Origin of the sequence: Mycobacterium marseillense (genome assembly GCF_010731675.1) — a bacterium.
Taxonomy (GTDB): Bacteria; Actinomycetota; Actinomycetes; order Mycobacteriales; family Mycobacteriaceae; genus Mycobacterium; species Mycobacterium marseillense.
On the sequence record NZ_AP022584.1, the window covers coordinates 1,977,766 to 2,003,692 of the forward strand.

The window sequence follows — 25,927 nt, forward strand, 5'->3', positions numbered from 1 at the left end:
TCTGTCGGGGCCCCTACGAACGAGCCTGAACCTAGGCGGATATGGCCGGGTTTCTATCACGCCTCGGAGGTCCCCTAGGCATCCAGAAGGTCGTCGTCATTCGCGACGAAGGCAGCCCGAACGAGACTCGCACCGAGACTGAGGCACACATCCAGGCGCAAAAAGGCTTCTTCGAAGTCGAAACTCAGATCTACGAGGGCGACATTGTGGAGATGGACGACCCTCGCGGCGGCCACGAACGCCGACTCGTCGATGAAGTGCAGATTTATCACCGTCCCCGCGGCGGCAACCGCACGAACCACATAGAGGTCGTCTGGGGAAAGATTCCGCGGCCCACCCCTCCGCGCAGTGCACCCGTTAGGCGCCTAGACCTAGAGAATCTGCACCAACACGTAACCGCTGTCGCGAGTGACCTATTCAACGAGCAGTTCTACGGAGCTGCGGTAGCCGAAGCGTTCAAGTCGATAGAAGTACGCGTTCGAGACCTCACCGGCGGCCGCCGATCGGGGGCACAACTAATGGGTGACGCTTTCGGGGGCGCCGTGCCGCAACTAGACGTATCTGTCGAGACGGGTCGGAGCGCTGAAGATGAGCGAGAAGGCTTTCTCGCGCTCTTTCGTGGGGCGATGATCGGTGTCCGGAACCCCGGGGCGCACGAGCTCTTCAAGCAAACGGACCCGCAACAGGCGTTGGAATACCTCGGCTTCGCCAGCTTGCTCCATCGACGCATCGACGTCGCAGCAGCCAAGCAGAGCGGCCAAAGCACCTGATTAGCTGCGGCCTAAGAAGGCCGTTTCCTTGTCTCACAAATCGCACAGAGAGGTTGTGGGCTGATGGCTACGACCACTTGGTTCAAAATCTCCGAGACTGCCGAGCACGCCCGCCTATCGCCAGACATCATCCGGGGCGCCATCCGATCCGGTGATCTGCCGTCCTACGCGCCGACCCCTGGTGGCCGAGACATAAGGCTCAAGGCCAGCGACACCGACGCGTGGATCGAATCCAAACCATACGTGCCACCCGGCCCTTCGTAGCACCGATGGCTGGCCTCTTTAAGCAGAAGACAGATGAGGAGCGTGCCGCGGAAGCGGCCCGCAGGGCCGAGGCTGCCTTCGGGGCATCTCCCCAAGGCAAGGCAGCCCAAGCATTCGACCGGGGCGACGAGTTCTTCCAAATCGAGATCCCGCACTCGTCCGTTACCGGATTTACTAACGCCGCCTTCAACTCCACAACAGGGGGCAAGATCCGGCGGAACCCCACCCGCACCGACCTATTGGGTCAGATCGAAGAAGCGGGCTGGCATCTTGAACACGCCTCGTGGGTGTACGTCCAAACCGGCCAGAACAGCCGAGACAAGTTTCTAGCATCGGGCCAACATGTCGTTGTCACCGGCGAGGTACTTGGCATATATCTGTTTCGCCGGGCTGACGCCCGCGCACGAATCAGCGGGCAAGTATGGGGGGCGTGGCAGCCGATGATTCCAGCCATGTCGTCTACGCCAATCGACAGGTGAGTAGCGTCGCAGTCGGCTGCCAACCTAAAATTCGCAGATGGGATCGAACGGACTACAGGTCGCTCTCGGCCAGGTAGCCGCGATGGCTGGGCAATGGCAGGGATTGAGCGCCCAGTTCACTACGATCACGCCGCCATCACCGGGCCAGCCATTCCAGCCCACCACAGCGGCCATCAGCATTGTTGACTCCGCTATCGGGACTGCCACCACGTCGTTGATCGCGCGGACGCAGCAGACCGCTGGCGGGGCGGTGAGCGCTGTCGAAGGGTACGGCAACCAAGAAGCCACCAACGCCGCCGACATGACTAACGTGACGGTGGTCTAGATGGCCGTCACCCTGTCGCAAATCCGAGCGTGGAGCACCGTGCCCCTGACCGATGCGGCCACTTATTGGAGCAAGACCGCCGATCAGTGGGACGACGTATTCTTGACGATGCGCAATCAGTCGCAGACCATCGCCTGGAAAGGTGCAGGCGGGGATGCGTTGCGGCAGCGCACCGCAGCCGACTTCTCCACGGTCAGCGGCAGGGCCGACAAATTGCGCCAGGCGGCCGGGGTCGCGCGCAGCGGCGCAAGTGACATCAGCACAGCCCAGCGCCGGGCGTTGTTCGCCATCGAGGACGCGCAGAACGCGGGATTCACTGTGGGAGAAGACCTTTCGGTGTCTTATACCGATCATGGCGGTACGGTCGCGGAGCAGGCCGCTCGCCAAGCACAAGCCGAGCAGATGGCTACTGAAATCTGGTCTCGGGCTGCTGGACTAGAGAGTGCAGATGCTAAGGTTGCGGGCCAAATCACCGCCGCCGCAGCCGATGTCGGCAATGTTGGGTTTGCGCCGGGCCGCAATGGCAACGGCAACGGCATCCAGTTGGTCGATTTCAAACAGGACGGTGGCCCCAAACCAGCCCCGCCAGGTCTGCCACAACCATTGAAAGACTTCATCAATTTTCAGCTGCAGGGTAAGCCGCTGCCACCGATGACTGGGCCACCGATTACCGAGATTGAGAACCGGATCAGGGTAATCCAACAAAGTCAGGAATGGCACGACTACCAGGCCGCGCATCCCAATGTGGCGGGCTGCAGCACCGGCGACATCATGACCGCACTGGGTGCGATGGGCGCAGGCGACCTATCGCTGCTTGCGGGTGCTGCCGCCGCCCCCGAAACATTTACCGCCAGCTTCTGGCTAGGACTGATGGCCTGGGGAGCTGGACAGGCGACAGCCATCGGCGGACTCGCACAGTGCGTGCCATAGGCAAGGGCTAAAGGATGCAAATCGTATTGCTGGTCGCTGGGGCGGTATTCATCATCTCGGCGTTGGCCGTTACCGTTCGCCGTTTGATTAAGGCGGCGCCGCATTCGAAAGCCAGGGCTGCGATGTGGGGCACGGTGGGTCAGTTGGGAGCTGTGACCATATTCCTGGTGTTGGCCGTTCAACGCCTGCACAGCGGCAACATGTTTTCGTGGTTGATACTGATCGCCCTGGCGCTCGCCGCGATCAATGTTGTTGCCACCCTGGTCATATCGAAGAAGCGCCACGAGTCCTCGGCATAACGGTGCATCCACATTGAGCGGTCTATTCAAACGCCCGCTGCGCTGGGTCTACAGCACGCAGGGCACGATCATCCTTAGTGTGGTGCCGCTTCTCATCGGCATCGCCGCCCTGTATGGCTTTTTCCGTTGGGGTGGCGCGATCTTTCTGATCACCGGCCTCGGCCTTTTGGCGCTCACGATCTACGAGTTGGTTCGGCTGCACCGCCGCGGGCCCCGCCGACCGGCATGGGTGCCAAGCGACGAGCCGCAACCGGGAAGCGTGGACAAGCCGAGCTGAAAACGGCCTAGGTGGTGGCCATGTCTTTGTGCGTGGGACAGAGCGTCATCTTTGGGTGCTCCTGGTCTGGAACTATTGCTACCCAACCGATCGCATACCACCCGAGTTTTCACGCTAGTTCATGCGCTGCGGTTGCGTCTCGTTCGTACACCGCCGCATCACAGCCTGGCGCTTCACAAGACAACTTGACGGCTGTTACCTGACTAATCATTCGATTCTCCACATGGCCAGCCCGGCGCCAGCCGCAGCCTCCAGCCTAGTCGGCACCGCGCAATTCCCCGGTGTCTCCGGTGGACCAATAGTTGCCAGCGCTCACCAGGTCACCGGGTGAATTGTGCGCCGTCTCCCTCATGACTGCTTGGCGCTTCGCTGGTGAACATTTCCGGATGCGCAATTGCTAACCAGTCCGTAGCCGGCTGCCGCAGCCCGTCCAGCACCACCGCGGCGGGCACGGACGTGTACCGCGCGAGGGCATGAAGATAGGCACCAACGCGCCCATTTACTGCAGCGATTTCGAGAAGGCCTGGGAGTACGGCGGGAGCTCCAGCGGCGTGTCGTTTGTGCGGCGCCTGCGCGCATCCTCCTAACAGCACGGCGAAGACCATTGCCGTCGCAAACAGCGATTGACGCAGCGGCATGGGGTGCCTCTTTGTGGCGGCGTCGAGCATTGAAAATGCCAGCGGCCCAGACGGTTTGCGTACCGTAGCTCAGCCCAACTGATCGGCGGGTATCGGCTCGGGCAGGGTGTTCTGCTTCGTCGTCATGTCGCGGCACTCGCCGTAGATGCTGATCGATCCGCCGGACTTCTGGACTGGCGAGTAGGGGTCGAAGACCGCCGTGACACCGTGCTTGCTCACGGCCGACGCATGGGTGTGGAAGTCCCCAGGGCCTCCCCAACCATGCTGTTTGAGCACCCCGATCATCTGCTGAATCTCGGCTCGGGACGCCTCGAGGGTGGGTGCGTGGTCGTACCTGATTCCCACGCGGCCCCGAAAAGGCGCCACGGCTTGGTCATTACACGAATCTCGGGTGAAGTTCGCGGACACTCCTTTGAGGCCCAGGATGGTAACGATTTCCCGTGCCGCATCGACCACCTGCGCCCGAGATTGTTCCGGAGTCATTGGATTAGGCACCCCTTCGCTCACATTCCTTACGGCGCTGCATGATTGAAGCGCGATCATCAGCACACCCGCTGCGATGTAGACAACAACCGACCGCCACATGGCGGCGCCGATCCTGTCGAAAGTGATCGTCGAATTTTTCAATGGTAATGACCTCCGGTAGGGCGCCGAAGCGACTCTGGGTCGAATTCATCAGGCAGCCAATAGGTGCCGCGATGGTCTGCGGTCATGCTGTCGTGGGCCAACGCGTCACCGTGGCCCGATGCTATGTCACCGATGCTGAACAACGATTCATTACCAGGAGTGAAGTAGGAACTGTGGTCCTTCAGCGGGAAGGTGAGCCCAGGGGCTTCGGCCTTGAAGCGCGTCGACCCGTACCCTTCGACGGCGGGGTCGGAACCGAGTCCGATGGTCACCCCCGTTCCCGGCATATGCCCCTGGATGCCGCCCAAGTGCGTGATCGGGTCCGTCGACGCGGCGCCCACGTAGACGTGTCCCCCGTCGGGCAGGTGGAAGTCGGCGGCGCTGTGGGCCAGATCGGTTCCCGGGCAGCCGACCAGCACGATGTCGTTGGCATGCATTCCCGAACCGGCCGCGGCGTCGGCCACGGTGGTCGACCCATAGGAATGGCCCATCACGGTCACGTGGGACGGGGCGCCGCCATGCGTCACCGCGAGAGCGTTGACATCCCCGGCCAGCAGACCGCCCCCGTTTCTCGCGAGCGTCGTCTGCCCGATTTGGGGGTCGATCGCGCTGTCGGGAGCGTGATAACCCATCCACACCAGCACCGAATTGGACCTGTTCGGATCGGCGCGCTGGGTCTCGTTGTAGACGTTGAGCCCATCGCGGTGCGTCAGGTAGCCGTCCCGGACGCTGCTGCCCGTCCCCGGCACCAGCACGATGGTGTTGTCGGCGGTGTCGGGATTGCCGATCGCGATGGCTTCCCTGCCTCGGCCCTCGAACGCCTCCGGGTCATAGGTCTGCAGGAAGACGGGGTCCTTGCCGCCATCCGAATCCGTACTGAGCCCGGCCTTGGTCTTCACCGCGTTGTTGTAGCGCGTGATGGCCGACGGCCCGAGGCCGTACAACTCCGGGTGTTGGGTCACCTGGTCCACCGACACGTGATGTTGTGCGGCGGCGTTCTCGACGCGGGAAATGTCGTCGTTCATCACCGCCTGGTTGACCGTGTCACGGGAGATGGTGTCGATGCCGTTCAGGTTGCCCAGCTCGGGCGGATGCTGGGCGAGCAGCTGATCTTTTTGCTGCTGGCTCAACGAATCCCACCACCGCTTGACGTCTTCGGGATTGGTACTGGGCGGCGGGATCGCGAACTCTTCGGGACCCGCCTGGGCGTCGGCCGGAGCAAGGGGCCTGGGGTCGTAGCCGTCGGCGCGCAGGGTGGTCAGTGAGTTCTGCAGCGTGCCCGAATAGCCGTTTCGTATTACCTGCAGTTGACTTAGAGCGCTTCGGGTGTCATCGGCGGCATCGGCTTTGGCGTCGTTGATCAACAACTGCAGCACGCTTCGCGAATTTGCGTCCAGGGCGGGATCTTGCAGATCATGGGTGGCCGCCCCGATGATGTTGTCGAGCTGCTGCAGCTGGGCCTCCAACGTGGCGATGTCGTTGGCGCCGGCTTTTTGCGCCTCGGCCAGGGTGGCGGCGATGTTTTGTAGGTCAACCGCGATCTTGGGGAGTTGAAGCGATTGCGCGCCAAGCGATTTGACGGTGCGCTGCACCTCGGCGGCATCGTTGATCGGGTGGTCGCCGTTCTGGTGATTCCAGGCGGCATCGAATCGGCTGCGGGCTTGCTGGAAGGCGTGGTCGGCCTCCTCGGTGCATCGGCCCGCTTGGTGGAACGCGTCCGCCAATTGAGAAATCTCGAATGGGCTACCGGCCTGCAAACTGCGGTTGATCTCCCAGGGATCACCCCCGGCCTGGGCGATCAAGTCAGCAACGCTTAGCCAGACCAGCTGCATCGCACCGCCCGCAAATCCGCTACCTGTTCTCTCAGAAAGCTATGACGCTACCCTTCGCTGGCGTTCGTTCAAGCCAGTCAAGTCTGACCGCGCGGCCGACTGTTGTTCCCGTCGAAGAGGACTGGCCGGGCTGACGATGAGGTGGATTCCCCAGAAGTCATCCGCCGGACGGGCTGGGCATGGGCATTTGGGGCATCGACGGCTTGCCCGGTCCCGGAGGCATTTTCATGTCTTTCATCATTGAGGCACAGCAATCCATCGATTGGGCTGCCGGCGGATCGGCTTTCATCATTGAGGGACAGCAGGCCGGCCGCGAGAAGAGCAGATAGAGAACGGCGACGATGACGACGATGCCTACCGCGGTGCCGGTGATGGCCAGGATTGGGTAGACCCAGCGGGTCCACGTCGGTGTGGTCGGAGTGCTAGCGGTATCGGTCATGATGGCTTACCTTTCGTGCGCGTAGTCCGATTATCCGCCAAACCGCAAGCCAGCCGCATCGGCAAAGTTCCGATTCCCGAGCCCGGTCGGTGCACTCAAACGGCCACTGGGCGCCCCGGCCTGGGGTTACGATCTGCGCACGGAGCTACAGATTCGAGGTGGCCATGTATCGCACCCGACGTTTCGTCACCACAGTCACCGCGGCCATCGCGCCGATGATCGTCGTCACCACGTTCGCCTCGTCGCCACCTGCCACGGCCGATCCGGTATGCGGGACGGCGGGAACGCCGCCCTGCGCGGGACCCGGACCGCTGACACCGGAACAGCAGTGCGCGTTCATCGCGTGGCGATCGATGATGCCGTGCAATTGGCTCGGAGTGCAGGTGCCCGCAGGCACGCCGGGGAGTTGGGATAACCCGCCGGCACCGCCGCCGGAGCCGTGATCCGCGCTCACCAACCCCAGTCGTCATCATCGAGGACGTCCACGGTGAGATCGCTATCGGCGGGGGCGGTGGTCCCGTAGGTGAAGGTGAGCAGGGTGCGGTCGTCGCCGAGGGGTTCAGTCGCGACGACGGTGGCGTGCCCGACCTTCATGCGGATCCTGTCTCCGGGCTGCAGTTCGTCAACGCGTTTCAGGGGCACACTCAACCCATCAGCACCGGTGCAACTGGCAATCCAACAGATACCGTGGTCATCATCGCCATCCTCTCACGGCTGGCAATGCCTTCAGCGGGTCGTAACGCGATGAGACCCTGCGCCGCAATCGAATACGATCAGAGACGCGGAAGATCGGCGCGGCTAAGGGGATTCGATTCAGTTCTCCACGAGATCGGGAATGGGTTCCGCGTCGGTTAGCCAGTGCCGCCCGATCTGGCGGGCGGCCTCCCACTTGGGGATGCTCAGCGCGTCGTCCTGGCCCAAGTCCTCAGGGGTCGGCCCGATTCGCTCGGCCAGCGGGCCGAGGGCATCGAGATCGAAGTTGTACAGCTCGGCCGCGGCCAGTCCCAGCATCTGCCGGGTCTCCTCGACGGGAATGTCCCAGAACGAGCGGCGCAGCCATTCGCGGGTGTGTGGCCAGGTCCCCTCGGGATGGGGGAAGTCGTTGCCCCACAGGATGTTCGAAACGCCGATCTCATAGCGCCGTGCCAGCTCCCGGCGCTCGGTGGTGGTGGCCCCGATGAAGCAGTTCCGGTCGAAGTAGGCCGACGGCGGCATCGTGAGGTCACCCTCCATCAGGTGGCTCATCTTCTTGGCCGAGTGCTCGCGCAGATAGCGGGTGTCCATCAGCCAGAGCAGATCGTTGGCCCAAAACGCCCCGCATTCGGTGACCCCCCAGCGCAGCCCGGGGAAGCGCTCGAAGACGCCCGACCACAGCGCGAACCACAGGGGCCGCGCACCCCACCAACGCACCTCGGTCACATAGATGCCCAGGTGCCCCCCGTACTCCTCCTGCGGTGCGGGGCCGGAGTGGGTGTGGATCGGCATCTGCAGGTCCTGGCAGGCGGCCCAGACCTTGTCGTAGCGGCGGTCGTGGTAGGGCGGGTAGCCGACCCAGCGCGCCGGAATCAGGATCCCGCCGCGCAGCCCGGATTCCGCGGCGCGGGTGATCTCGGCGACCGCCGCGTCGACGTCGGCCAGGATCGGCACCACCGCCACCCCGGCGCGTCGCTCCGGACTGTGGCTGCACAGTTCGGCCAACCACCGGTTGTGGGCCCGGGCACCAGCCATGGCGCGTCCCGGATCCAGGTCGCCCGACTGGCCCAGGCCGGCGCCGAACGGGGCCCCGGCCACCCCGGTCACGGCGTCGGCGTCGGGGAAGATGACCTCGCCCACCACGCCGTCGCCGTCGAGTTCCTTGTCGCGCAGACCGACGTCCCATCCCCCGGCGATGCCGTCGCCGTGCTCGGAGAACCACTCCTGCGCGAACTCCTCGTCGATGAATCCGCCGGCCTGCGCCGCGGCGGTCTTCTCCGCCAGGTAGGCCTCGAAGTCCTCCCGGTACTCGGGGTCGACGTATTCGCGGTACCGCTCCGTGGGGAGTTCGGCGTGGGTGTCCGCGGAGATGATGATGTAGGGATTCACGGGCGATCCTTCCTTACCAGGCGCGGATGGGGTCGGGTTCGAAGACGGTGCTGCGCGCGTCGGCGGGCACGGCTTCCAGCGGCTCGGCGACCTCGGCCACGGTCGGGCCGACCCGCTCGACGAGGGGCGCGAGGACCTCGAGGTCGAAGCCGTACACGGCGGCCGCGTTCCCGCCCAGCATGGCCGCCACCTCGTCGGCCGGGACGTCGCTGAAGGTGTGGCGCAACGCTTCCCGCGTGTAAGGGGCGGTGCCCTCGTAGTGCGGGTAGTCGCTTCCCCACATGATCTTCTCGACGCCGATGCCGTGCCGCTCGGCGCACTCGACGGGACGCATGAAACTGGCGCCGACGTAACACTGGCGGGCCCAGTACTCGCTGGGCCGCAGCCGGAGCGAGCCGGCGGTGGGCCCGGCGAAGCGGGCGATCGCCGAATTCTCCCGCCCGTAGCGGGCCGCGGCCACGTCAAGCGAGTCGAGCGTCGCCGGGATCCAGCCCGACCCCTGCTCGGTGAAGACGACGGTGAGGTCCGGATGGCGATCCAGCGCGCCACTGAAGATCAAGTGCCACAACGCCCGATGCGCCCACCAGTGCGTCTCGTACACCCACACCGCGAACGAGCTGCCCCATCCGTCCGTCGGGCTCGGCCCGGCGTTGCCGCCGTGGTGGTTGACCACGAGGCCGGCCTCCGCGCACGCCGCCCACAGCGGCTCCCAGTGCTCGGCGTAGAGCGCGGGAAGGCCCGTGCCCGGGGCGATCCCGGGCAGCAACACCCCGCCGCGCAGGCCCAGCTTGGCGATCTGCGCGATCTCGGTGACGGCTTCGTCGAGATCCGGAAGCAGGATCTGGCCCACCCCGGCGCGCCGCTCGGGTGACAAGGAGCAGAAGTCGGCGAGCCAGCGATTGTGCGCGCGCAGGCCGGCCCAGCGCAGCTCGAGTTCCCGGGGGGTCTCGGGTGGCGGGGCAGCGAGGCTCGCCTGGGGAAAGAACGGCGGCACGGTGTTGGGGAAAATGACTTCCCCCGCAATGCCTTCGGAATCCAGATCGGCGTTGCGCCGGTCGCTGTTCCAGTTGCGCTCGGCCTCGGGCTCGGTGAGATCGCCGAACGGGTTGACGTATGTCTGTGCCCAGCCGTCGAATTCGTCGCGGTACTGCGGATCGAGGTACTCGCGATAGGCGAGCAGGTCGGCGCCGGCGTGGCAGTCGGCCGAAATGACGGTGTAGCGGTCCATGTGCTAGGCCCGCGCCGGCTCGGGCCTGGGGGCCGCGAGCAGGGCGACGTCGTCGTAGCGCTGGTGCACGTAGGGCAACAGCCACTCCTGCGGCACCCGCGCCGCGATCCGCCCCACCTGCACGGTGCGCCGCCGGCACCAGGTGATCGACCTGATCTGGCGAACGGCGATGTCGGCCACCGGATCCAACGGCGACTCCCCCAATTCGAGGGTGCCGTCGATGTCCTCGAGCAGCTCGTAGTGGCGGTGGTACTCGCCGTAGACCAGATGCGGATCGGTGATGCCGCTGCCGTCGGGGGCGCGCAGGAACTTGAAGTAGAACTCGGTGTTCATCTGGTCGGGCGGCAATTCCGCGGGGCCGGTGATCTGTCCGTTCAGCCTGATCAGCTGGTAGCCCAGCCGGTCCACGGCGGCAGTGACGCGATCGTCGTCGCGCTCCACCTCGATGCGAGCCAATTTCTTTGGCTCACCGAATGTTTCGCGCCCTCCCGTGACCGACTGCTCGGTGGACTGGGGCATGAAGAGCGGGTAGTCGCCCTCGACGTCGCCGTGCCGGGCGGCCACCGAGAACACCGCCGACCCGAACGGCGCCATGCCCTCGATCCGCACCCGCTGCAGCTGGACGCGCACCAGCGGCTCGGCCGCCGGCTCCAGCGGCCTGGGCAGCACGGCCGCGACGATCTCCGGGTCGGTGAGGTAGGTGACGGTCACCGCCTCGGTGGCGATGGGCGCCTTGGTGGCGTCGATCTCGTGGTCGACCTGCGCCTCGGGAGCACGGGGACCGTACCGAATCACGTTGGTGTTCACCGCTTTTCTCCTTCCTGTTCGGAGTCCTTCCCGGCGTTTCGACCGAGGACGTCGACCAGGTAGTCGGGCTCGCCGCGCGCGAGGATCGATGCGGCCTTGCTGCTCACCACCTGATCGGCCGGGGTGGGCGGGCCCATCATCCAGAAACGGTCGGCGCGAATCCCGTCCACCACTTGGTCGGCGACCGTCTCGAGCGGGGTGAATTCGACTTGTGCGCCGGCGGCCTCGAAGCGGGCCACGACCTTCGCCAGTGTCTGGTCGGGGGTGTGACGCTCCTGGGTCGCGGCGTAGCGCTGCGGTCGATGCCGCCACGACTCCCAGATGCCGGTGTTCAAAAAGCCGCCGGGAAACAGCACGTGCGCCCGAACGCCCGTCCCCGTCATCTCCAGGTGCGTGTAGAGGCTCTCGGTGAGGCAGAGCACCGCCGCCTTGGTCATCGGGTAGACGGCCTGGCCCGGCCCGCCCATGGCGCCCCGGGCAATCGGCGCGAACCCGCCGTTGCCCGAGCAGGTGTTGACCACGTGTCCCTCGCGCTGCTCGAGCAGGATCGGTACGAAAGCCTTGATGCCATGGATGACGCCGAGCACGTTGACGTCGATCCCCCAGCGCCAGTCGGCCAGGTCGTGCTCCCACATGTAGCCCTCGGAGACGCCGCCGGTGCCGGCGTTGTTGCACACCACGTGCACCGTGCCGAACCGCGAAACCGCCTCCTTGGCCAGCGATTCCACCGACGAATAGTCGGTGACGTCGGTGAGGACCCCGGCCGCCTCGATGCCCTCGTCCGCCAGGGCCCGAGTCGCCTCGTCCAGCGGTTCGGCCAGGACGTCGGCCAGCACCACCTTCATGCCCTCGCGGCCGAAACGGCGACCCATGGCCCGGCCGATGCCGCCGGCCCCGCCGGTCACGACCGCCACCTTGCCCCGAAGGTCCATCATTGTGGCCATCGTCACACGGTCGCTTATATCACCGCAAGAAGTCGCACTATGCGACCATTGGCCCATGGCGCCGCGCCCCTCCCCGCAGACCGAACGGGTGGTGAACCTGTTCGAGCATCTCGCGGGCGACGGCAGCCGCGGGATGACATTGGCCGAGGTGTCGCGCCACCTGAGCGTGCACAAGGCCAGCTGCCACTCGATGCTGTCCGAGCTACTGCGGGCCGGCTGGCTGCTGCGCGACCCGGTGCGCAAGACCTATCACCTGGGTCCCGCTCTGGTCCGGCTCGGTCGCGAGGCCGCGGGCCGCTACCCGGCCCTGGTGTTGGCTCGCTCCGCGATGGCCGAGTTGTCGGCCGCGACGGGCGCGCACTGCGTGGCCTTCTCGGTGAGCGAGGACTACTCCACCGTCGTCGACCAGGTCCGAAGCCGGCATGGCGGTGGTCACCCGATGCCCATCGGCACCCAGTTCCCCCACCGTCCGCCGTACGGGGCGTCGACGGTCGCCTGGGCCGGTCCCGAGGCGCGGGAACGCTGGCTGGCCGCCCTGCCGGGCGACGTGCGCGATCGCTACCGCGAGGCCATCACCACGGCCCGCCGGCGCGGCTACGCGGTCGGCCTGCACCTCCTGCCCGACCTGCGTCTGCAGGAACTGGCCCTGCTCGTGCGCAGCGCCGAGGTGCGTTCCACGCGGCTGAGCCAGCTGGCGCAGGCGTTGACCGACGAATTGATCCACCAGGAGGAGTGGTTCCCCGCCACCCTGGCCCCGGAGCGCACCTACGAGGTGAGCCACATCGACTCCCCGATCCTGGGGCCCGGATCACGCATCGCCCTGATGCTCAGCCTGGTGCCCAGCGCCGAGCCGATGAGCGGCGCGGCGGTCACTCGGCTGGGGACGCAGCTCGCGTCGGCCACCCGCCGACTGAGCGCCGCCCTGAGCGACGAATCCGGTTAGCGCCGTTCGGGAGCCAGCCGCTTGAGGGCCAGTCCGCCCTCGAACGGTCGGTAGCCGAAGGCGGCCGGGGCGCGATAGCCCGTGTCCTCCAACGGAGTGTGCACCTCGGCGACGGTCGGGCCGATCTTGGCCGCCACCGGCACCAGCGCGTCGAGGTCGAAGCGGTACAGGCGAGCCGCGTTGCCGCCCAATATCTTTCGGCACGCGTCCTGCGGCCTGTCGTGCAGCGCCCACCGAATGGCCAACCTGGAGTGGGGCGCGAAGCCTTCCTCGTGGGGATAGTCGCTGCCCCACATGATGTGATCGGGGCCCATGAAGTCGATCATCGCGCCGTCGAAGGGCATCAGCTCAGTGGCCAAATAGCAGTTCCGCTGGACGTATTCGCTCGGCGTCATGCTCAGCTCGTCGACCGACGATCCGCCGAACATTCCGTAGGTTCTGTTGCCCGCGTCCGACTTCATGGTGGGCACCATGGCGTCGAGGACGCCGAGTTGCCCGGGCACCCACAGCGTGCCCTGCTCGGTCGGCACGAAGCGCAGCGTCGGGTGGCGCTCGAACACCCCGGCCAGGATCAGGTGGCCGAGGGTCCGCTGCGCCCACAACGCCATTTCGGTGATCAACACCGCGTTGGAGGCCGGTTGGTCCATCGGCATCTCGGGGCTGCCGGCGCCCGCGTGCTGCACCACGGTGAGGTCCAGTTCCGCGCACAGCGCCCAGAGCGGTTCATAACGGGTGTGGAACAGCGGCGCCACCTGCGAGTCGCCGGGCGAGACCGGCGGAATGAGCACGCCCCCAAAGCAATCCTGCTTTGCCCCCCAGCGGATCTCGTCCAGCGCCAATTCGACGTCGTTGGGGAAAATCTGGATCAGCCCGCGGCGCCGGGCAGGCGCCAGCGAACAGAAATCGACCTGCCACCGGTTGTGGGCCTGCACACCGGCCCAACGCTGCTCGAACTCCTCGCGCGTGCGCGGCAGGCTGATGGTGATGTTCGGGGTCGTCGGGAAGAACGGCGGAACGGTGTTGGGCAACAGCACCTCGGCGGCCACCCCGTCGGCGTCCATCTCGGTGATCCGAAGCTCGTGGTCCCAGTTCCGGTTGGCGGTGGCGATGATCAGGTCATCGAACGGGCTGGCGTAGGCCCGGGCCCACGCATCGAACTCCTCGTGCAGGCCGGCGGGCAGATACTGCTTGTAGTCGTAAAGATCCGCCCCGGCGTGGGTATCCGTCGAAATGACGACGTAGCGATCCAGCGTGTCCCAAGTTGTAGCCATCGCGACCTCCGTGAGAGTAGGTCGAGTATAGGAGAAACGGCTCGCCCCGCGAAGGGTCAATGTTCGCGACGGCGCCCGCGGTGCCGCGCATCGCCGCGGCCGTAGGAAGATGTCAGGCGTGAGTTGGACGAGGTACGACGGCAGGGCGCTCGCGGATATCGCCCTGGACGGCGAGGCGCTGCACGCCGAGCTCGAAGACTATATCCGCGTTGACAATCCGCATCTGACGGACGTTCGGCTGGAGCGGGCCACCCCGACCGAGACGTCCGAGGCCGAACCACACAAACGGTGGTATGAGGTCACTTATCTGGCGGAAGACCCGGAGACCAATTCGTAGCGCTGGACGCGCCCGGCCCGATTTCCCCGCGCGGGAGCCGACACCGACGCTAAATTCGCTCTTGAGCGTTGCAAAGGAGCGGGCCGGTGCGGTCAATCATCGCCGTCGTCGTCGCGGTCGGTTGCGCGGTCACCGCGCTCCCGGCGCCGACGGCCTGGGCCGACGACGACTTCGTTGCCCTGGCCGTGTCGGTCGGCAGCGGACGCGCCGCCGGTTGGGGCACCGGGGGCAGCCAGGACCAGGCCAACCAGATCGCGCTCGCCCACTGCACCGCCGAGGCCGGCGATGTCTGCGAAGTCGTGGCCGGCACGCGCAACGGCTGCGCCTCGGTGGCGTTCGACCGTTCGGGCCGGTTCCAGGGCGGCTCCGGCCCGGACACCACTGCGTCCAACGCGGACGCCCTGGCCAAGCTGGGCGCGCCCAACGGACGAATCAAAGCCTCACATTGCTCGTCCTGAAAACGCCAGGACAGCGGGGCGCCAATGACGAGATGGACACCGCGATTTCGGCTATCGTTCACATAAGTCGTCCACGACTTGCCGCCGATTGGCCCGCGCTTAGAGGGGAGGCCATGACTCGCCTGAAGGCCGGTTTTGCGACGCGGTCGACCGCCTGCGCGATCGCCCTGTTCACGGGCGCACTGGCCTGCGCGACACCGGCAGCGGCGGACGACGACGCCGACGATGCGTTCCTCGCCGGCCTCGACCGGGGCGGGATCACGATGTTCGACGACGACGATGCGATCGCGACGGCCCATGCGGTGTGCTCCAGCATCGAAACGAACCCGAACGTGTCGATGCTGGCCATCAAACTGACGAAGCAAACGCCCATGACTGCGAAGCAATCTGGATACTTCATCGGCCTTTCGGTGGCCAGCTACTGCCCGGAATACAGAGACGACGTCGACCCGTCGATGGGCTGGCTGATACCGCCCCCGATCCTGTGAGAGCGCCAGCGGCTCAGGGGGCCGGCGCGACGCTCTCGTAGGCCGTGGTCAACCAGAACACTGTGCGCTCGATGCCGGGCACGATCTCGGTGACGTCGATCTCCCCCTGAGTGAATCGCGTGAGGAGCCCGAAGACGACGCCGGTCAGAATGAGTTCGAGATCTTTGGCGAAACCCGGGTCAGCTTGGGCCAGAACGGCTTTGGCGAGCGGCACGACGGCGTCGACGCCGTGCTGGATGAGGCGTTTCCCGCCGGGCCCGGATCGCGCATGGAAGTAGGAGCGCAGCATCAACGGGTGGCGCTCCCACGGCTCGAAGATGGTCCGCATCACGTGCATCAGGTCCACATAGATCGAATCGCGGGGCAGGTCGTCGATCAGTGCCGGCAAGCGCGCATAGCGGTTGGCGTTCATCCACCCGTCGAGCGCGGCGACGATGAGCTCGTCGCGCGTCGGATAGCGCTTGTAGATGGTCGCCAGGGAAACGCGGGCCCGTCGCGCCACTTCGCGCAGCTGTACGGCCTCGTAGCCTTCGGTGTCGAGCATCTCGACCACGATGTCCAGGATCGGGTCGGCCGGCCGCGCGGACGCGTCGTCCACGGCCTGGGAGCCAGCCCCTGTTGCCTTCACAGTAACCATGTTACTGTGCGCGGGTGAGTAACGGCGTTACTCTGCCCTGATCTGGGCCGATGACGAAGAAACGAGGAAGCGCGCCGTGGGTTCATTAGATGGCAAAGTCGCCTTCATCACCGGGGTGGCGCGTGGCCAGGGCCGCAGCCACGCGGTACGGCTCGCCCGCGAGGGCGCCAACATCGTCGGCATCGACATCTGTGCCGACATCGCCGCCAACGGATATCCGATGGCCTCCCGCGCGGAACTGGACGAGACCGTCGCCCTGGTCGAAGAGGTCGGCGGCAAGATGCTGGGCACGGTCGCCGATGTGCGCGAGTTCGAGCAAGTCAAGACCGCGATGGATCGCGGCGTCGAGCACTTCGGCCGGCTCGACATCGTGTTGGCCAACGCGGGCATCGCGCCATTGGCGTTCCGCGAGTTGAGCATTGAGGAGGAGCTGGCGCAGTGGCGGGCGGTCACCGGCGTCAACCTCGACGGGGCGTATCACACGGCGTGGGCCGCCGTGCCGCACCTGCTATCCGGCAACCGCGGCGGGGCGATCATCTTCACCAGCTCGACGGCGGGCATCAAAGGTTTCGGCGGCCTGCAAGGCGGCGGCCTGGGCTACGCGGCGTCCAAACACGGCATCGTCGGCCTGATGCGCACCCTGGCCAATGCGCTTGCGCCCCTCAACATTCGGGTGAACACCGTGCACCCCACCGCCGTCAACACGATGATGGCGACCAACGACGACATGACCGACTTCCTGGAGAAGAATCCCGGCGCCGGCCCCCATCTGCAAAATCCGATGCCCGTCGGCATGCTGGAACCCGATGACGTCAGCGCCGCGATCGCCTACCTGGTCTCCGACGAGGCGAAGTACGTCACCGGCGTGACGTTCCCCGTCGACGCGGGCTTCTGCAACAAGGTGTGATTTCGGAATGACGACGAACAACGCAACGGGCCGGGTCGCCGGCAAACGCGTCTTGATCACCGGGGCCGCGCGGGGCATGGGACGCTCGCACGCCGTGCGACTGGCCGAGGAGGGCGCCGACTGCATCCTCGTCGACATCTGCTCCACCCCAGAGGGTTTGGAATACCCACTGGCCACCGAGGACGACCTGAACGAGACCGCCAAGCTGGTCGAGAAACACGGCCGGCGGGCGATCACCGCGGTCGTCGACGTCCGTGATGAGGCCGCCATGAAAGCGGCGGTCGACGCGGCCGTCGGTGGACTCGGCGGTCTCGACGGCGCGGTCGCCAACGCCGGTGTGCTCACGGTCGGCACCTGGGACACCACCACCGCCGAGCAGTGGCGGCTGGTCGTCGATGTCAACCTCATCGGGGCCTGGAACACCTGCGCCGCCGCGCTCCCCCACCTGGTCGCTCGCGGCGGCGGAAGCCTGGTCAACATCAGTTCCTCGGCCGGCATCAAGGGGACGCCGCTGCATGTGCCTTACACGGCGTCCAAGCACGGCATCGTGGGGATGACGCTCGCGCTGGCCAACGAGCTTGCCGCACAGAATATTCGCGTCAACACCGTGCACCCCACCGGCGTGGCGACCGGCATGGCTCCGCCGACGATGCACACGTTGATCGCCGAGCAGCGGCCCGACCTGGTGCCCATCTTCCTCAACGCACTGCCCGCGCCGCTGATCGAAGCGAACGATGTGAGCAATGCGGTGCTCTACCTCCTCTCCGATGAATCCCGTTATGTCACAGGGCTTGAGCTGAAAGTCGACGCCGGTGTCACCATCAGATAGCGACCACGACCGACACGCGCGCGGGGTGCGCACCTTCGCCGAAGTGATGACGTTCGACGCGCCGGGTTACGACGGCCCCTTCAGCGGCGGGTTGATCGACTTCGTCTTCGGCGAGGTGTGGTCACGTCCCGGGCTCAGCCGCCGCGATCGGCGGTTCGTGACGCTGGCCTGTGTCGCCGCCGCCGACACGCAGGCCCCCCTCGAACAGCACGTCCACGCGGCATTGAAAAGCGGCGACCTCACGATCACCGAGATGCGGGAAACCGTCCTGCATTTCGCCGTCTACGCCGGATGGCCCAAAGCCTCGCGGTTCAACATCGCGGTGGACCTGGAATGGGCCAAGATCGCCGAGGAGCGCGGGGAGGCGCCCCCGCCCCCGGAGCCGCTGCTGCCGCTGGTCACCGCCAGCGACCCCGAGCAGCGGCTGCAAGACGGCGAGAGCTCGTTCAAGGAGATCAACTGCCTGCCGTTCGCGCCGATCCGCGACAACCCCTATTCGGGCGCGGGCATCCTGAACTTCGTCTTCGGCGAAATGTGGCTGCGGCCCGGATTGGGCATGAAGGAACGCCGCCTCATCACGGTTGCCTGCGTCGCCTTCCAGGACGCCGAAATCCCGATCATGTCCCACGTTTACGCGGCGCTGAAGAGCGGCGACGTGTCATTCGAGGAGATGGACGAGGTGGCACTGCAGTTCGCGGCGTACTACGGCTGCGCCAAGGCCGAATACCTCAACCAGGTGATCGCGGAGCAGAAGCAGCGGGTGGCGGCCGAGAACCGGGCCGGTCCCACACCCGTCGGCTGACACAACAACGGAGGGCACTCGCATGACGGCAACGGCGTCGTCACCGCTGCTTTCGGGCGCGTTACTCATTGGCGGGGAACGCATTACCGAAGCGTCGGGTGGCACCTATCGCCACGTCTATCCGGGCACCGGCGTGCCCAACGCGGCCATACCCATGGCCGGCCACGGCGAGATCGATCGCGCCATCGACAGCGCATGGGAAGCGCACCGGGAATGGATGTCCTACCCGGTCGACCGCCGCCGCGATCTGTTGTTCGCGTTGGCCGATGTGGTGCGCGATCACTTCGCCGAGCTGGCCGAGCTCAACGTGCACGACTACGGCGTCCCGATCGCGATGGCCGGCAACTCCGTACTGACCGAACGGTTCCTGCGCTACTACGCCGGCTACGCCGACAAGACGCACGGTGCGAGCACGCCGGTCGCCGGTGCGTTCGACGTCAACATCGTCGAGCGCGAACCCTACGGTGTCGTCGGTGTCATCGCGCCGTGGAACGGGCCGCTGGTCGTCGCCGGCGCGGCCGTGGCGCCCGCGCTGGCGGCGGGAAATGCCGTCATCCTCAAGCCCTCGGAGCTTGCGTCGTTGGCGCCCTTGCGCTTTGGCGAACTCTGCCTCGAGGCGGGCCTGCCGCCGGGGCTGGTCAACGTGCTGCCCGCCGGCGCCGAGGGCGGTGACGCGCTGGTGCGGCACCCCCGCGTCGGCAAGATCCACTTCACCGGAGGCCAAGCGACCGCGCAGAAAGTGCTGCAGGCCGCATCGCACAACGTCACGCCCGTGACGGCCGAATTGGGTGGCAAGTCAGCTTATCTCGTGTTCGCCGACGCCGACCTCGACATGGCCGCCGTCATCGCGGCCCACCAGGGGCCCATCACGCAATCGGGTCAAAGTTGCGCCTGCGCCTCGCGGATCCTCGTCCAAGCCTCCGTGTACGCCGGCTTCGTGGAGAAACTGGTGGCCGCGGTGCAGGCCGCGAAGATCGGTGACCCGCTGCGGCCCGACGTCATGCTCGGCCCCGTGATCACCGAGGCCGCCGCCGAGCGCATCCTCGGTGTGATCGACCAGGCGGTCAGCGAGAAGGCCGGCGACCTGGTCACCGGCGGACGCCGGCTCGGCGGTGAGCTCGCGTCGGGTTATTTCATCGAGCCGACGATCTTCACCAACGTCGACAACCGCTCGACGCTGGCGCAGACCGAAACATTCGGCCCGGTGGCTTCCGTGATCCCCTTCGGCGACGAGGCCGAGGCGGTCAGGATCGCCAACGATTCCCGTTACGGTCTCAACGCTTTCGTGGCGACCTCCGATCTGGAACGCGCGCACCGGGTTGCGCGCCGGCTCGAGGCGGGTTCGGTGTGGGTGAACAGGCACAGCGACATCGAGCCTCAGGGTCCCTACGGCGGATACAAGCAGAGTGGGTTCGGCCGCACCGGTGGCGTGGAGGGCCTCTACGAGTTTTTGCAGGTGAAGAACATCCGCATCGGCATGAGCTGACGGACAGCGCTCCGAAATATCGCGTCCATCAGGTATTTCCGCTAGACGGGTACAGTCGCGTTCATGGATTTGGTCGAGTGGCTGCGGACGCCCCGCTATTTGCGGACACGCTTCATGATGGAAACGCGGCCCCTGAACCGTCTCGAAATGGAGATCGTGTTCCTGGAGGTCGCCGCCCGCGACGCGCTGGTGCGCCTCCCCGTGGCTTTCATGATCCTGCCCAAGACCGCCCGCCCGTGGCGCGATCAACCGTCCAAGCCGGAGCAGGACAAGTAGGGGTCCCTCCAGGCGCCCGTAAACCCTTGGGAGTCGCCGTCGCATCGGGCATGCTGACGATATGCACGTGATGAACGGGGTGCGTGACCCGGCGGCCGGCTTTCCCCTCGAGACCGCGGCGGACGACGCCGGCGAGCGACGCCAGGCCAACCGTGCGGTTGCCGTCAGCGCCGTCGGACTGGCGGTGACCGGGCTGGTGGAATTGGTCATCGCACTGTTGTCCGGTTCGGTGGCGCTGCTCGGTGATGCGCTGCACAACCTGTCCGACGTCTCCACCAGCGCGCTGGTGTTCGTCGGCTTCCGCGCCTCGCGCAAGGTTCCCACCGAGCGCTACTCCTATGGGTACGAACGCGCCGAAGACCTCGCGGGCATTGGGGTGGCCCTGGTGATTTGGGGCAGCGCCGTGGTCGCCGGTTTTGAGAGCGTCACCAAGCTGCTGCGTCACGGCGGCACCGGCTACGTGGGCTGGGGTATCGCCGCGGCCGTCGTGGGCGTCGTCGGCAATCAGCTGGTGGCCCGTTACAAACTGGTGGTAGGCAAGCGTATTCGGTCGGCGACCATGGTCGCCGACGCCAAGCACTCCTGGCTGGACGCGTTGTCGTCGGCCGGGGCGGTGCTGGGGCTGATAGGCGTGGCGCTCGGCTGGGGCTGGGCCGACGCGGTCGCGGGAATCGTCGTCACCGGATTCATCTGCCACGTCGGCTGGGAGGTCACCGCCGACATCGCGCACCGATTGCTCGACGGCGTCGACCCCGAGATCATCATCACCGCCGAGGCCGTCGCCGCCTCGGTGCCCGGTGTGACGCACGCGCACGCCCGGGCCCGGTGGACCGGGCGGACCCTGCGCGTGGAGGTGGAAGGTTTCCTGAAGGCCGACACGTCGCTGGCCGCGTCCGATCAGATCGGTCGCAGCGTCGCCGCGGCCCTGGCGCCACGGATCCCGGAGATGCAGAGCTTCACCTGGACGGCGCGCGCCGCCTGAGCGCTCGGCTCAGTTGGCTCAGTTGCCAGTGGCGCCTTCGGGCTTGGGGCCGCGGTCCTCGCCGGTGATGTACTTCGGGCAGTAATGGGCGGCCGAGAGAAAGGTGAACTTGGCCGCGCTGGCGCCCTGGAAGGCGGGGTTCTGGTTGCGCAGGTCCGTCACGATCTTCGCGTCCGACTGCCCGTCGTCGAGCAGCTCACACACCGACTTGCCGATGGTGATCGCGTTGCCGGCGTCCTGGTAGGTGATCCCGGCGTCGCGCAGGTCTTTGAGGAAATCCTGATCGTTGTCGACGTCCGCGTGGGCGGGGGCGGCCAGGGCGATCACGGCAGCGGCGCTGCAAAGCCCGAGGAAAAATCGCATAACGCCTAGATTCTTTCAAACCCGGCGGCAATTGGCATCTCGGCGCCGCTACGGGGTGTTCGTGGTGGAGGTGATCGTGTTGGGGCAGTAGGTGTTGGCGGCGATCGCCGCGAACTGGTTTGCCTTCTCCTCGCTGAGCCCGGAGTTCATCGATCGCAGCGTCGCGACGACCTGCGGCATCTGTTCGCCCCGGCCGGCCGTGTCGCACACCCATTTGCCCGCGCCCACGGCCCGGTCCGGATCGGCGAACGTAATGCCGACCGCGCGCAGCGACGCGATGAACGCATCGTCGGTGCCGTCGGCGTGCGCCGGCGCGGCCAGGCCGATCGTCACGGCGAGGCCAGCCAGGGCGAGCAGGAGCTTCATTGCTCACGAATTCTCCCAGAGGCTTCGCGCCCGCGCACCAACTTTCTGTCGTCAACCCTTGGTTGACAGGCGGTACGCGTCAACCTACCGTTGACGGCATGTCCGAGCCCATCCGCATCGCCTATCCGATCCGGCTCGACGAGCTGATCGGCGCGATCAAGAGCACCCACCCCGACGTCCTCGATCAGCTGACCGACGCCGTGCTGGCCGCCGAACACCTGGGCGAGATCGCCGACCACCTGATCGGCCACTTCGTGGACCAGGCCCGCCGCTCCGGCGCGTCTTGGACCGACATCGGCAAGAGCATGGGCGTCACCAAGCAAGCCGCCCAGAAGCGATTCGTCCCGCGCGCCGAGGCCGCCACCCTGGATCCCGAACAGGGCTTCGCGCGGTTCACCCCGCGGGCGCGCGGCGCGGTCGTGGCGGCCCAGAACGCCGCGCACGAGGCCGGCAACGGCGAGATCACCCCCGACCATCTGCTGATCGGGGTGCTCGCCGATGCGGCCGCCCTGGCGACGGTGTTGCTGCGCCTCCAACAGGTCGACACCGAGGCGCTGCGCGACGCCGCGGCCGCGTCGATCGCCGCGCTGCGCGTGGAAGACGAACCGCCTGAACTCATTCCGTTCAGTGGCCCGGCGCGCAAGGCGCTCGAATTGACCGTGCGCGAGGCACTTCGGCTCGGCCACAACTACGTCGGCACCGAGCACCAGCTGCTGGCATTGCTCGAGCTGGAGGCCGGCTCCTCCGCCCCGGGACCGCTGCACCGTTGCGGCGTCGACAAGGACCGGGTGGAGGCGGATCTGATCGCGGCGCTGGAATCGCTCGGCAGCGGGAAAAACGTTGCCCCGGACGCCGAGGGTGACGGTTGAGCGGTGCGGCCGACCCCTCCCTTGGCACTACCGCGTGTGCGATCATGCGAGGGTCCCCCGCAACGGTGCCAAGGAGGCAAGCAATGGCGAAGATGCGCCGCTGGCTCGTATCGGTGTCCGCCGTGTTGGTTGCCGCCGCGAGCATCACCGCCATCGTGCCGGTCCCCCGCGCGTGGGCCGGTGACGCGCCGATCGGCCACATCGGCGACACGCTGCGCGTGGACACCGGCAAGTTCATCGCGGACGTGACCGTGAGCGGCGTGGCGCCCTGCGATCCTCCGCCGGGATTCGGCTACACGCGCGAAGGCACCTACAAAGGCTTCCCCGGCAGCAGCGTCGAGCGCGCCGATGTGACCATTCGCGCGATCCGGGTGCCCAATCCCTACATCATCTCGACCGTTTTCAGTTTCAACGGGGTGACCCCGAACGCCGACGCGTACAAGCCGCGGGCCTCCGATGCGCCCGACGCGCTGGACAACGTGCTCGTCAACGCGCCGAACGGGGCGATCGTGCGCGGCGGCGTGTACTGGGATGCCTACCGCGATCCCGTCTCCACCGTCGTGCTGCTGGACAAGAAGACGGGCTATCACCTCGCCCAGTGGAATCTTTGATCGAAACCGTCCACGTCGCCGCGGCGGATGCCGCTGACGCCGCGGCGCTGGCCGTCCTTGCGGCACAGACCTTTCCGCTGGCGTGCCCACCCACGGCGGCCCCCGAGAACATCGCGGCCTTCGTAGAGGCCAACCTGTCGCCCGAGCACTTCGCCCAGTACCTCGCCGATCCGCACCGCGTGATCCTCACCGCCGCGCGCGGCGGCCGAATCATCGGCTACGCCATGCTGGTTCGCGACTCCGGCGCAGCCGAGCTGTCCAAGATCTACGTGCTGCCGGAATATCACGGCGGCGGGGTGTCGGTGGCGTTGATGGAGGCCGCGCTGGCCACCGCCGACGGCTGGGGCGTGCGGCGCGTGTGGCTGGGGGTCAACCAGGCAAACGAACGCGCGCAACGCTTTTACGCCAAGAGCGGCTTCAGGATCAGCGGCACCAGGACGTTTCAGCTCGGCGCCGACCTCGAGCACGACTACGTCATGGTTCGCGAGCTGGGCTAGCCGCCGTCAACGCCAGCAGCCGGGAAGTGGCCCGCAAGTACTTTTTTCGGTATCCACCGGCCAGCATCTCCTGGCTGAAGATCGCGTCCAGCTTGGTGCCCGACGCCACCACCGGAATGCCGGCGTCGTAGAGCCGGTCGGTCAGGGACACCAGCCGCAGCGCGACGTTCTGGTCGTCGATGCCGTGCACGCCGGTCAAAAACACCCCGCTGACCCCCTCGATCAACGTCAGGTACCGCGACGGGTGCATGGTGGCCAGGTGCGCGCACAACGCGTCGAAGTCATCGAGCGTCGCGCCGTCGATCTGCGCGGCGCGCGCCGCCACCTCGTCGTCGGACAGCGGCTGCGGCGCCGGCGGTAGGCCGCGGTGCCGGTAGTCGGGCCCCTCGATCCGCACCGTGGTGAAAATGCTTGCCAGCGTGTTGATTTCGCGCAGGAAATCCTGCGCCGCGAAGCGGCCCTCACCGAGCTGCTCGGGCAACGTGTTGGAGGTGGCGGCCACCGACACCCCGCGCTCGACCAGCGACGAGAGCAGCCGCGCGATCAGCGTGGTGTTGCCCGGGTCGTCGAGCTCGAACTCATCGATGCAGACCGCCGTGTAGGTGGCCAGCAGCTCGACGCATTCGGCGAAGCCGAACACTCCAGCGAGCTGGGTGAGCTCCCCGAAGGTCGCGAACGCCTTGGGGGGCGGGCCATCCGGTGCCCCGCCCGGTGCCCCGCCTGGTCCCTGGCCGGGCAGCTCGTAGTAGGCCGACGCCAGCAGGTGCGTCTTGCCCACCCCGAACCCGCCGTCGAGGTAGAGCCCGACGCCGGGCAGAATTTCCCTTCGCCCCAACAGTTTTCGCCGGCCCGCGCGGCGCTGCGTGGCCTGCCGGCAGAACTCTTGGCACGCCAGCACGGCGGCGGCCTGCGTCGGCTCGGCCGGATCAGGCTGGTACGTCGCAAAGCTCACGTCGGCGAACGTCGGGGGCGGCCTCAATTGGGCGATGAGCCGCTCCGGCGAGACGGTCGGCTGCCGATCCACCAGGCGCGCGACGGCGCCCGAAGCGCCCGCGGAGGTGGACCCGTGCATGCAGGAACTGTAACGGCGTGCTGCAATCAGACACATGCCCGAGCCGCCGCTGTCACTGCTCGGCTCGGTGCGCGAACTCGACGACGGCGAACTCCCCCGGATGTACGGCTATCCCGAGCACGACGCGACCTGGGTGCGGGCCAACTTCATCACCAGCGTCGACGGCGGAGCCACCTCGGGCGGCAGCAGCGGGGCCATGGGCGGGCCGGGCGACCGGTTCGTCTTCAACCTGCTGCGTGAGCTCGCCGACGTCATCGTGGTGGGCGCGGGCACCGTGCGGATCGAGGGCTACTCCGGCGCGCAGCTGAGCGTCGCCCAGCGTCAGCACCGGCAGGCCCGGGGACAAAGCGAGGTCCCGCCGCTGGCGATCGTGACCAAATCGGGCCACCTCAATCGGGACATGGCCGTGTTCACCCGCACCGAGGTGCCCCCGCTGGTGCTCACCTGCGCGGCGGCGGCCGCCCAGACGCGGCGGCTGCTCAGCGGCGTGTGCGAGGTCATCGACTGCTCCGGTGGCGATCCCGAGAAGGTCGATGAGGCCACCCTGCTGGCGATGCTCGGCGCGCGCGGGCTGCGCCGCATCCTCACCGAGGGCGGCCCGATGCTGCTGGGCTCGCTGATCGAACGCGACATGCTCGACGAGCTGTGCCTGACGATCGCGCCCTACATCGTCGGCGGCCAGGCGCGACGCATCGCGGCCGGCCCGGGCCAGCTGCTCACCGGGATGCGGTGTGCCCACGTCCTGACCGACGACGCCGGCTACCTTTACACCCGCTACGTCAGGGCCTAGCT

The 25,927-nt window shown here is 66.8% G+C and carries 35 protein-coding genes; 21 read left to right on the forward strand and 14 right to left on the reverse strand.

The genetic code is table 11. The features are described from left to right. The first annotated feature begins 41 nt into the window (after positions 1-41). The 6 genes from G6N26_RS08640 to G6N26_RS08665 all read left to right on the forward strand — a co-directional run bounded on the left by G6N26_RS08640 (position 42) and on the right by G6N26_RS08665 (position 3,344). Positions 42-770 carry a TIGR02391 family protein gene (locus G6N26_RS08640; protein ID WP_083017273.1) on the forward strand — a complete coding sequence of 243 codons (729 nt, stop codon included), beginning with the start codon at positions 42-44 and terminating at the stop codon, positions 768-770. Between the two features lie 269 nt (positions 771-1,039). Next, positions 1,040-1,513, forward strand: coding sequence for a hypothetical protein (locus G6N26_RS08645; protein WP_083017274.1), 474 nt, complete (start codon positions 1,040-1,042; stop codon positions 1,511-1,513). Positions 1,514-1,550: 37 nt separating this feature from the next. Continuing rightward, on the forward strand, positions 1,551-1,838 hold the full coding sequence (locus G6N26_RS08650; RefSeq protein ID WP_083017276.1) for a hypothetical protein: 288 nt from the start codon (positions 1,551-1,553) through the stop codon (positions 1,836-1,838). Further along, positions 1,839-2,768 carry a hypothetical protein gene (locus G6N26_RS25910; RefSeq protein WP_083017278.1) on the forward strand — a complete coding sequence of 310 codons (930 nt, stop codon included), beginning with the start codon at positions 1,839-1,841 and terminating at the stop codon, positions 2,766-2,768. Positions 2,769-2,782: 14 nt separating this feature from the next. After that, positions 2,783-3,067 (forward strand): hypothetical protein, encoded by a 285-nt coding sequence (locus G6N26_RS08660; protein WP_067168134.1) that lies wholly within the window; start codon positions 2,783-2,785, stop codon positions 3,065-3,067. Positions 3,068-3,080: 13 nt separating this feature from the next. Further along, on the forward strand, positions 3,081-3,344 hold the full coding sequence (locus tag G6N26_RS08665; RefSeq protein WP_067168133.1) for a hypothetical protein: 264 nt from the start codon (positions 3,081-3,083) through the stop codon (positions 3,342-3,344). A gap of 320 nt (positions 3,345-3,664) precedes the next feature. On the opposite strand, the gene G6N26_RS08670 is transcribed toward G6N26_RS08665, so the two are convergent. The 4 genes from G6N26_RS08670 to G6N26_RS08685 all read right to left on the reverse strand — a co-directional run bounded on the left by G6N26_RS08670 (position 3,665) and on the right by G6N26_RS08685 (position 6,880). Further along, positions 3,665-3,982, reverse strand: a complete 318-nt coding sequence (locus tag G6N26_RS08670) for a hypothetical protein (RefSeq protein WP_163648757.1) — start codon at positions 3,980-3,982, stop codon at positions 3,665-3,667. Between the two features lie 69 nt (positions 3,983-4,051). Then, a complete protein-coding gene (locus tag G6N26_RS26115) occupies positions 4,052-4,327 on the reverse strand; it encodes a hypothetical protein (RefSeq protein ID WP_225323401.1) in 276 nt (91 codons plus the stop codon). A 278-nt stretch (positions 4,328-4,605) separates the two neighbouring features. Next, complete coding sequence (locus G6N26_RS08680; RefSeq protein WP_232067551.1) at positions 4,606-6,411, reverse strand: putative alpha/beta hydrolase; 1,806 nt, start codon at positions 6,409-6,411, stop codon at positions 4,606-4,608. Positions 6,412-6,598: 187 nt separating this feature from the next. Then, entirely contained in the window at positions 6,599-6,880 is a 282-nt protein-coding gene (locus G6N26_RS08685; RefSeq protein ID WP_155524100.1) for a hypothetical protein, read from the reverse strand. A 158-nt stretch (positions 6,881-7,038) separates the two neighbouring features. On the opposite strand from G6N26_RS08685, the gene G6N26_RS26410 reads away from it, so the two are divergent. Next, entirely contained in the window at positions 7,039-7,323 is a 285-nt protein-coding gene (locus G6N26_RS26410) for a hypothetical protein (RefSeq protein WP_308208225.1), read from the forward strand. Positions 7,324-7,330: 7 nt separating this feature from the next. Here the strand turns inward: G6N26_RS26410 and G6N26_RS25760 are convergent, their stop codons facing one another. The 5 genes from G6N26_RS25760 to G6N26_RS08710 all read right to left on the reverse strand — a co-directional run bounded on the left by G6N26_RS25760 (position 7,331) and on the right by G6N26_RS08710 (position 11,932). Beyond that, positions 7,331-7,474, reverse strand: coding sequence for a hypothetical protein (locus G6N26_RS25760; RefSeq protein WP_165605038.1), 144 nt, complete (start codon positions 7,472-7,474; stop codon positions 7,331-7,333). Between the two features lie 219 nt (positions 7,475-7,693). Then, positions 7,694-8,962: an amidohydrolase family protein gene (locus tag G6N26_RS08695; RefSeq protein WP_067168127.1), complete on the reverse strand. Its 1,269-nt coding sequence runs from the start codon at positions 8,960-8,962 to the stop codon at positions 7,694-7,696. 13 nt (positions 8,963-8,975) lie between these two features. After that, positions 8,976-10,190 carry an amidohydrolase family protein gene (locus tag G6N26_RS08700; protein ID WP_067168126.1) on the reverse strand — a complete coding sequence of 405 codons (1,215 nt, stop codon included), beginning with the start codon at positions 10,188-10,190 and terminating at the stop codon, positions 8,976-8,978. Between the two features lie 3 nt (positions 10,191-10,193). Then, entirely contained in the window at positions 10,194-10,997 is an 804-nt protein-coding gene (locus G6N26_RS08705) for an acetoacetate decarboxylase family protein (protein WP_067168125.1), read from the reverse strand. Beyond that, entirely contained in the window at positions 10,994-11,932 is a 939-nt protein-coding gene (locus tag G6N26_RS08710) for an SDR family NAD(P)-dependent oxidoreductase (RefSeq protein ID WP_083017281.1), read from the reverse strand. Before G6N26_RS08710 ends, G6N26_RS08705 begins: the two co-directional genes overlap by 4 nt. A gap of 64 nt (positions 11,933-11,996) precedes the next feature. Between G6N26_RS08710 and G6N26_RS08715 the strand changes: the two genes are divergently transcribed. Then, entirely contained in the window at positions 11,997-12,884 is an 888-nt protein-coding gene (locus G6N26_RS08715; protein ID WP_067168124.1) for an IclR family transcriptional regulator, read from the forward strand. On the opposite strand, the gene G6N26_RS08720 is transcribed toward G6N26_RS08715, so the two are convergent. Beyond that, a complete protein-coding gene (locus G6N26_RS08720) occupies positions 12,881-14,155 on the reverse strand; it encodes an amidohydrolase family protein (RefSeq protein WP_067168123.1) in 1,275 nt (424 codons plus the stop codon). The genes G6N26_RS08715 and G6N26_RS08720 overlap by 4 nt on opposite strands. A gap of 118 nt (positions 14,156-14,273) precedes the next feature. On the opposite strand from G6N26_RS08720, the gene G6N26_RS08725 reads away from it, so the two are divergent. The 3 genes from G6N26_RS08725 (at position 14,274) to G6N26_RS08735 (ending at position 15,438) form a co-directional block, all read left to right on the forward strand. Next, a complete protein-coding gene (locus G6N26_RS08725) occupies positions 14,274-14,492 on the forward strand; it encodes a hypothetical protein (protein ID WP_083017283.1) in 219 nt (72 codons plus the stop codon). 86 nt (positions 14,493-14,578) lie between these two features. Then, complete coding sequence (locus tag G6N26_RS08730; protein ID WP_083017284.1) at positions 14,579-14,950, forward strand: DUF4189 domain-containing protein; 372 nt, start codon at positions 14,579-14,581, stop codon at positions 14,948-14,950. Positions 14,951-15,063: 113 nt separating this feature from the next. Next, positions 15,064-15,438, forward strand: a complete 375-nt coding sequence (locus G6N26_RS08735) for a DUF732 domain-containing protein (RefSeq protein ID WP_067168120.1) — start codon at positions 15,064-15,066, stop codon at positions 15,436-15,438. 13 nt (positions 15,439-15,451) lie between these two features. On the opposite strand, the gene G6N26_RS08740 is transcribed toward G6N26_RS08735, so the two are convergent. Continuing rightward, complete coding sequence (locus tag G6N26_RS08740; protein WP_083017286.1) at positions 15,452-16,075, reverse strand: TetR family transcriptional regulator; 624 nt, start codon at positions 16,073-16,075, stop codon at positions 15,452-15,454. Positions 16,076-16,151: 76 nt separating this feature from the next. Here G6N26_RS08740 and G6N26_RS08745 point away from each other — a divergent pair, with 76 nt between their 5' ends. The 6 genes from G6N26_RS08745 to G6N26_RS08770 all read left to right on the forward strand — a co-directional run bounded on the left by G6N26_RS08745 (position 16,152) and on the right by G6N26_RS08770 (position 21,357). After that, on the forward strand, positions 16,152-16,982 hold the full coding sequence (locus G6N26_RS08745; RefSeq protein ID WP_083017288.1) for a mycofactocin-coupled SDR family oxidoreductase: 831 nt from the start codon (positions 16,152-16,154) through the stop codon (positions 16,980-16,982). A gap of 7 nt (positions 16,983-16,989) precedes the next feature. Beyond that, the gene (locus tag G6N26_RS08750; protein ID WP_083017290.1) at positions 16,990-17,811 is read left to right on the forward strand and encodes a mycofactocin-coupled SDR family oxidoreductase; all 822 of its coding nucleotides are present in this window, start codon (positions 16,990-16,992) and stop codon (positions 17,809-17,811) included. Next, positions 17,795-18,613 carry a carboxymuconolactone decarboxylase family protein gene (locus G6N26_RS08755; protein WP_179960308.1) on the forward strand — a complete coding sequence of 273 codons (819 nt, stop codon included), beginning with the start codon at positions 17,795-17,797 and terminating at the stop codon, positions 18,611-18,613. Before G6N26_RS08750 ends, G6N26_RS08755 begins: the two co-directional genes overlap by 17 nt. Positions 18,614-18,635: 22 nt before the next feature. After that, entirely contained in the window at positions 18,636-20,099 is a 1,464-nt protein-coding gene (locus G6N26_RS08760; RefSeq protein ID WP_083017293.1) for an aldehyde dehydrogenase family protein, read from the forward strand. Between the two features lie 63 nt (positions 20,100-20,162). Next, positions 20,163-20,375: a hypothetical protein gene (locus tag G6N26_RS08765; RefSeq protein WP_067168114.1), complete on the forward strand. Its 213-nt coding sequence runs from the start codon at positions 20,163-20,165 to the stop codon at positions 20,373-20,375. A gap of 61 nt (positions 20,376-20,436) precedes the next feature. Further along, entirely contained in the window at positions 20,437-21,357 is a 921-nt protein-coding gene (locus G6N26_RS08770; protein ID WP_083017295.1) for a cation diffusion facilitator family transporter, read from the forward strand. 18 nt (positions 21,358-21,375) lie between these two features. Here the strand turns inward: G6N26_RS08770 and G6N26_RS08775 are convergent, their stop codons facing one another. Both G6N26_RS08775 and G6N26_RS08780 read right to left on the reverse strand, forming a co-directional pair. Further along, complete coding sequence (locus tag G6N26_RS08775) at positions 21,376-21,720, reverse strand: DUF732 domain-containing protein (RefSeq protein ID WP_083017297.1); 345 nt, start codon at positions 21,718-21,720, stop codon at positions 21,376-21,378. Positions 21,721-21,768: 48 nt separating this feature from the next. Next, the gene (locus G6N26_RS08780) at positions 21,769-22,086 is read right to left on the reverse strand and encodes a DUF732 domain-containing protein (protein ID WP_083017299.1); all 318 of its coding nucleotides are present in this window, start codon (positions 22,084-22,086) and stop codon (positions 21,769-21,771) included. A gap of 98 nt (positions 22,087-22,184) precedes the next feature. Here G6N26_RS08780 and G6N26_RS08785 point away from each other — a divergent pair, with 98 nt between their 5' ends. The 3 genes from G6N26_RS08785 (at position 22,185) to G6N26_RS08795 (ending at position 24,063) form a co-directional block, all read left to right on the forward strand. After that, a complete protein-coding gene (locus tag G6N26_RS08785) occupies positions 22,185-22,955 on the forward strand; it encodes a Clp protease N-terminal domain-containing protein (RefSeq protein ID WP_067168110.1) in 771 nt (256 codons plus the stop codon). A gap of 92 nt (positions 22,956-23,047) precedes the next feature. After that, complete coding sequence (locus G6N26_RS08790; protein WP_179960356.1) at positions 23,048-23,566, forward strand: hypothetical protein; 519 nt, start codon at positions 23,048-23,050, stop codon at positions 23,564-23,566. Continuing rightward, the gene (locus G6N26_RS08795; RefSeq protein WP_067168108.1) at positions 23,554-24,063 is read left to right on the forward strand and encodes a GNAT family N-acetyltransferase; all 510 of its coding nucleotides are present in this window, start codon (positions 23,554-23,556) and stop codon (positions 24,061-24,063) included. Before G6N26_RS08790 ends, G6N26_RS08795 begins: the two co-directional genes overlap by 13 nt. Here G6N26_RS08795 and zapE read toward each other — a convergent pair. Further along, entirely contained in the window at positions 24,041-25,171 is a 1,131-nt protein-coding gene (gene zapE, locus G6N26_RS08800; RefSeq protein WP_095577452.1) for a cell division protein ZapE, read from the reverse strand. The two genes, G6N26_RS08795 and zapE, sit on opposite strands and share 23 nt — an antisense overlap. Between zapE and G6N26_RS08805 the strand changes: the two genes are divergently transcribed. Further along, the gene (locus G6N26_RS08805; RefSeq protein ID WP_083017301.1) at positions 25,170-25,925 is read left to right on the forward strand and encodes a pyrimidine reductase family protein; all 756 of its coding nucleotides are present in this window, start codon (positions 25,170-25,172) and stop codon (positions 25,923-25,925) included. The genes zapE and G6N26_RS08805 overlap by 2 nt on opposite strands. Positions 25,926-25,927 lie beyond the last annotated feature (2 nt).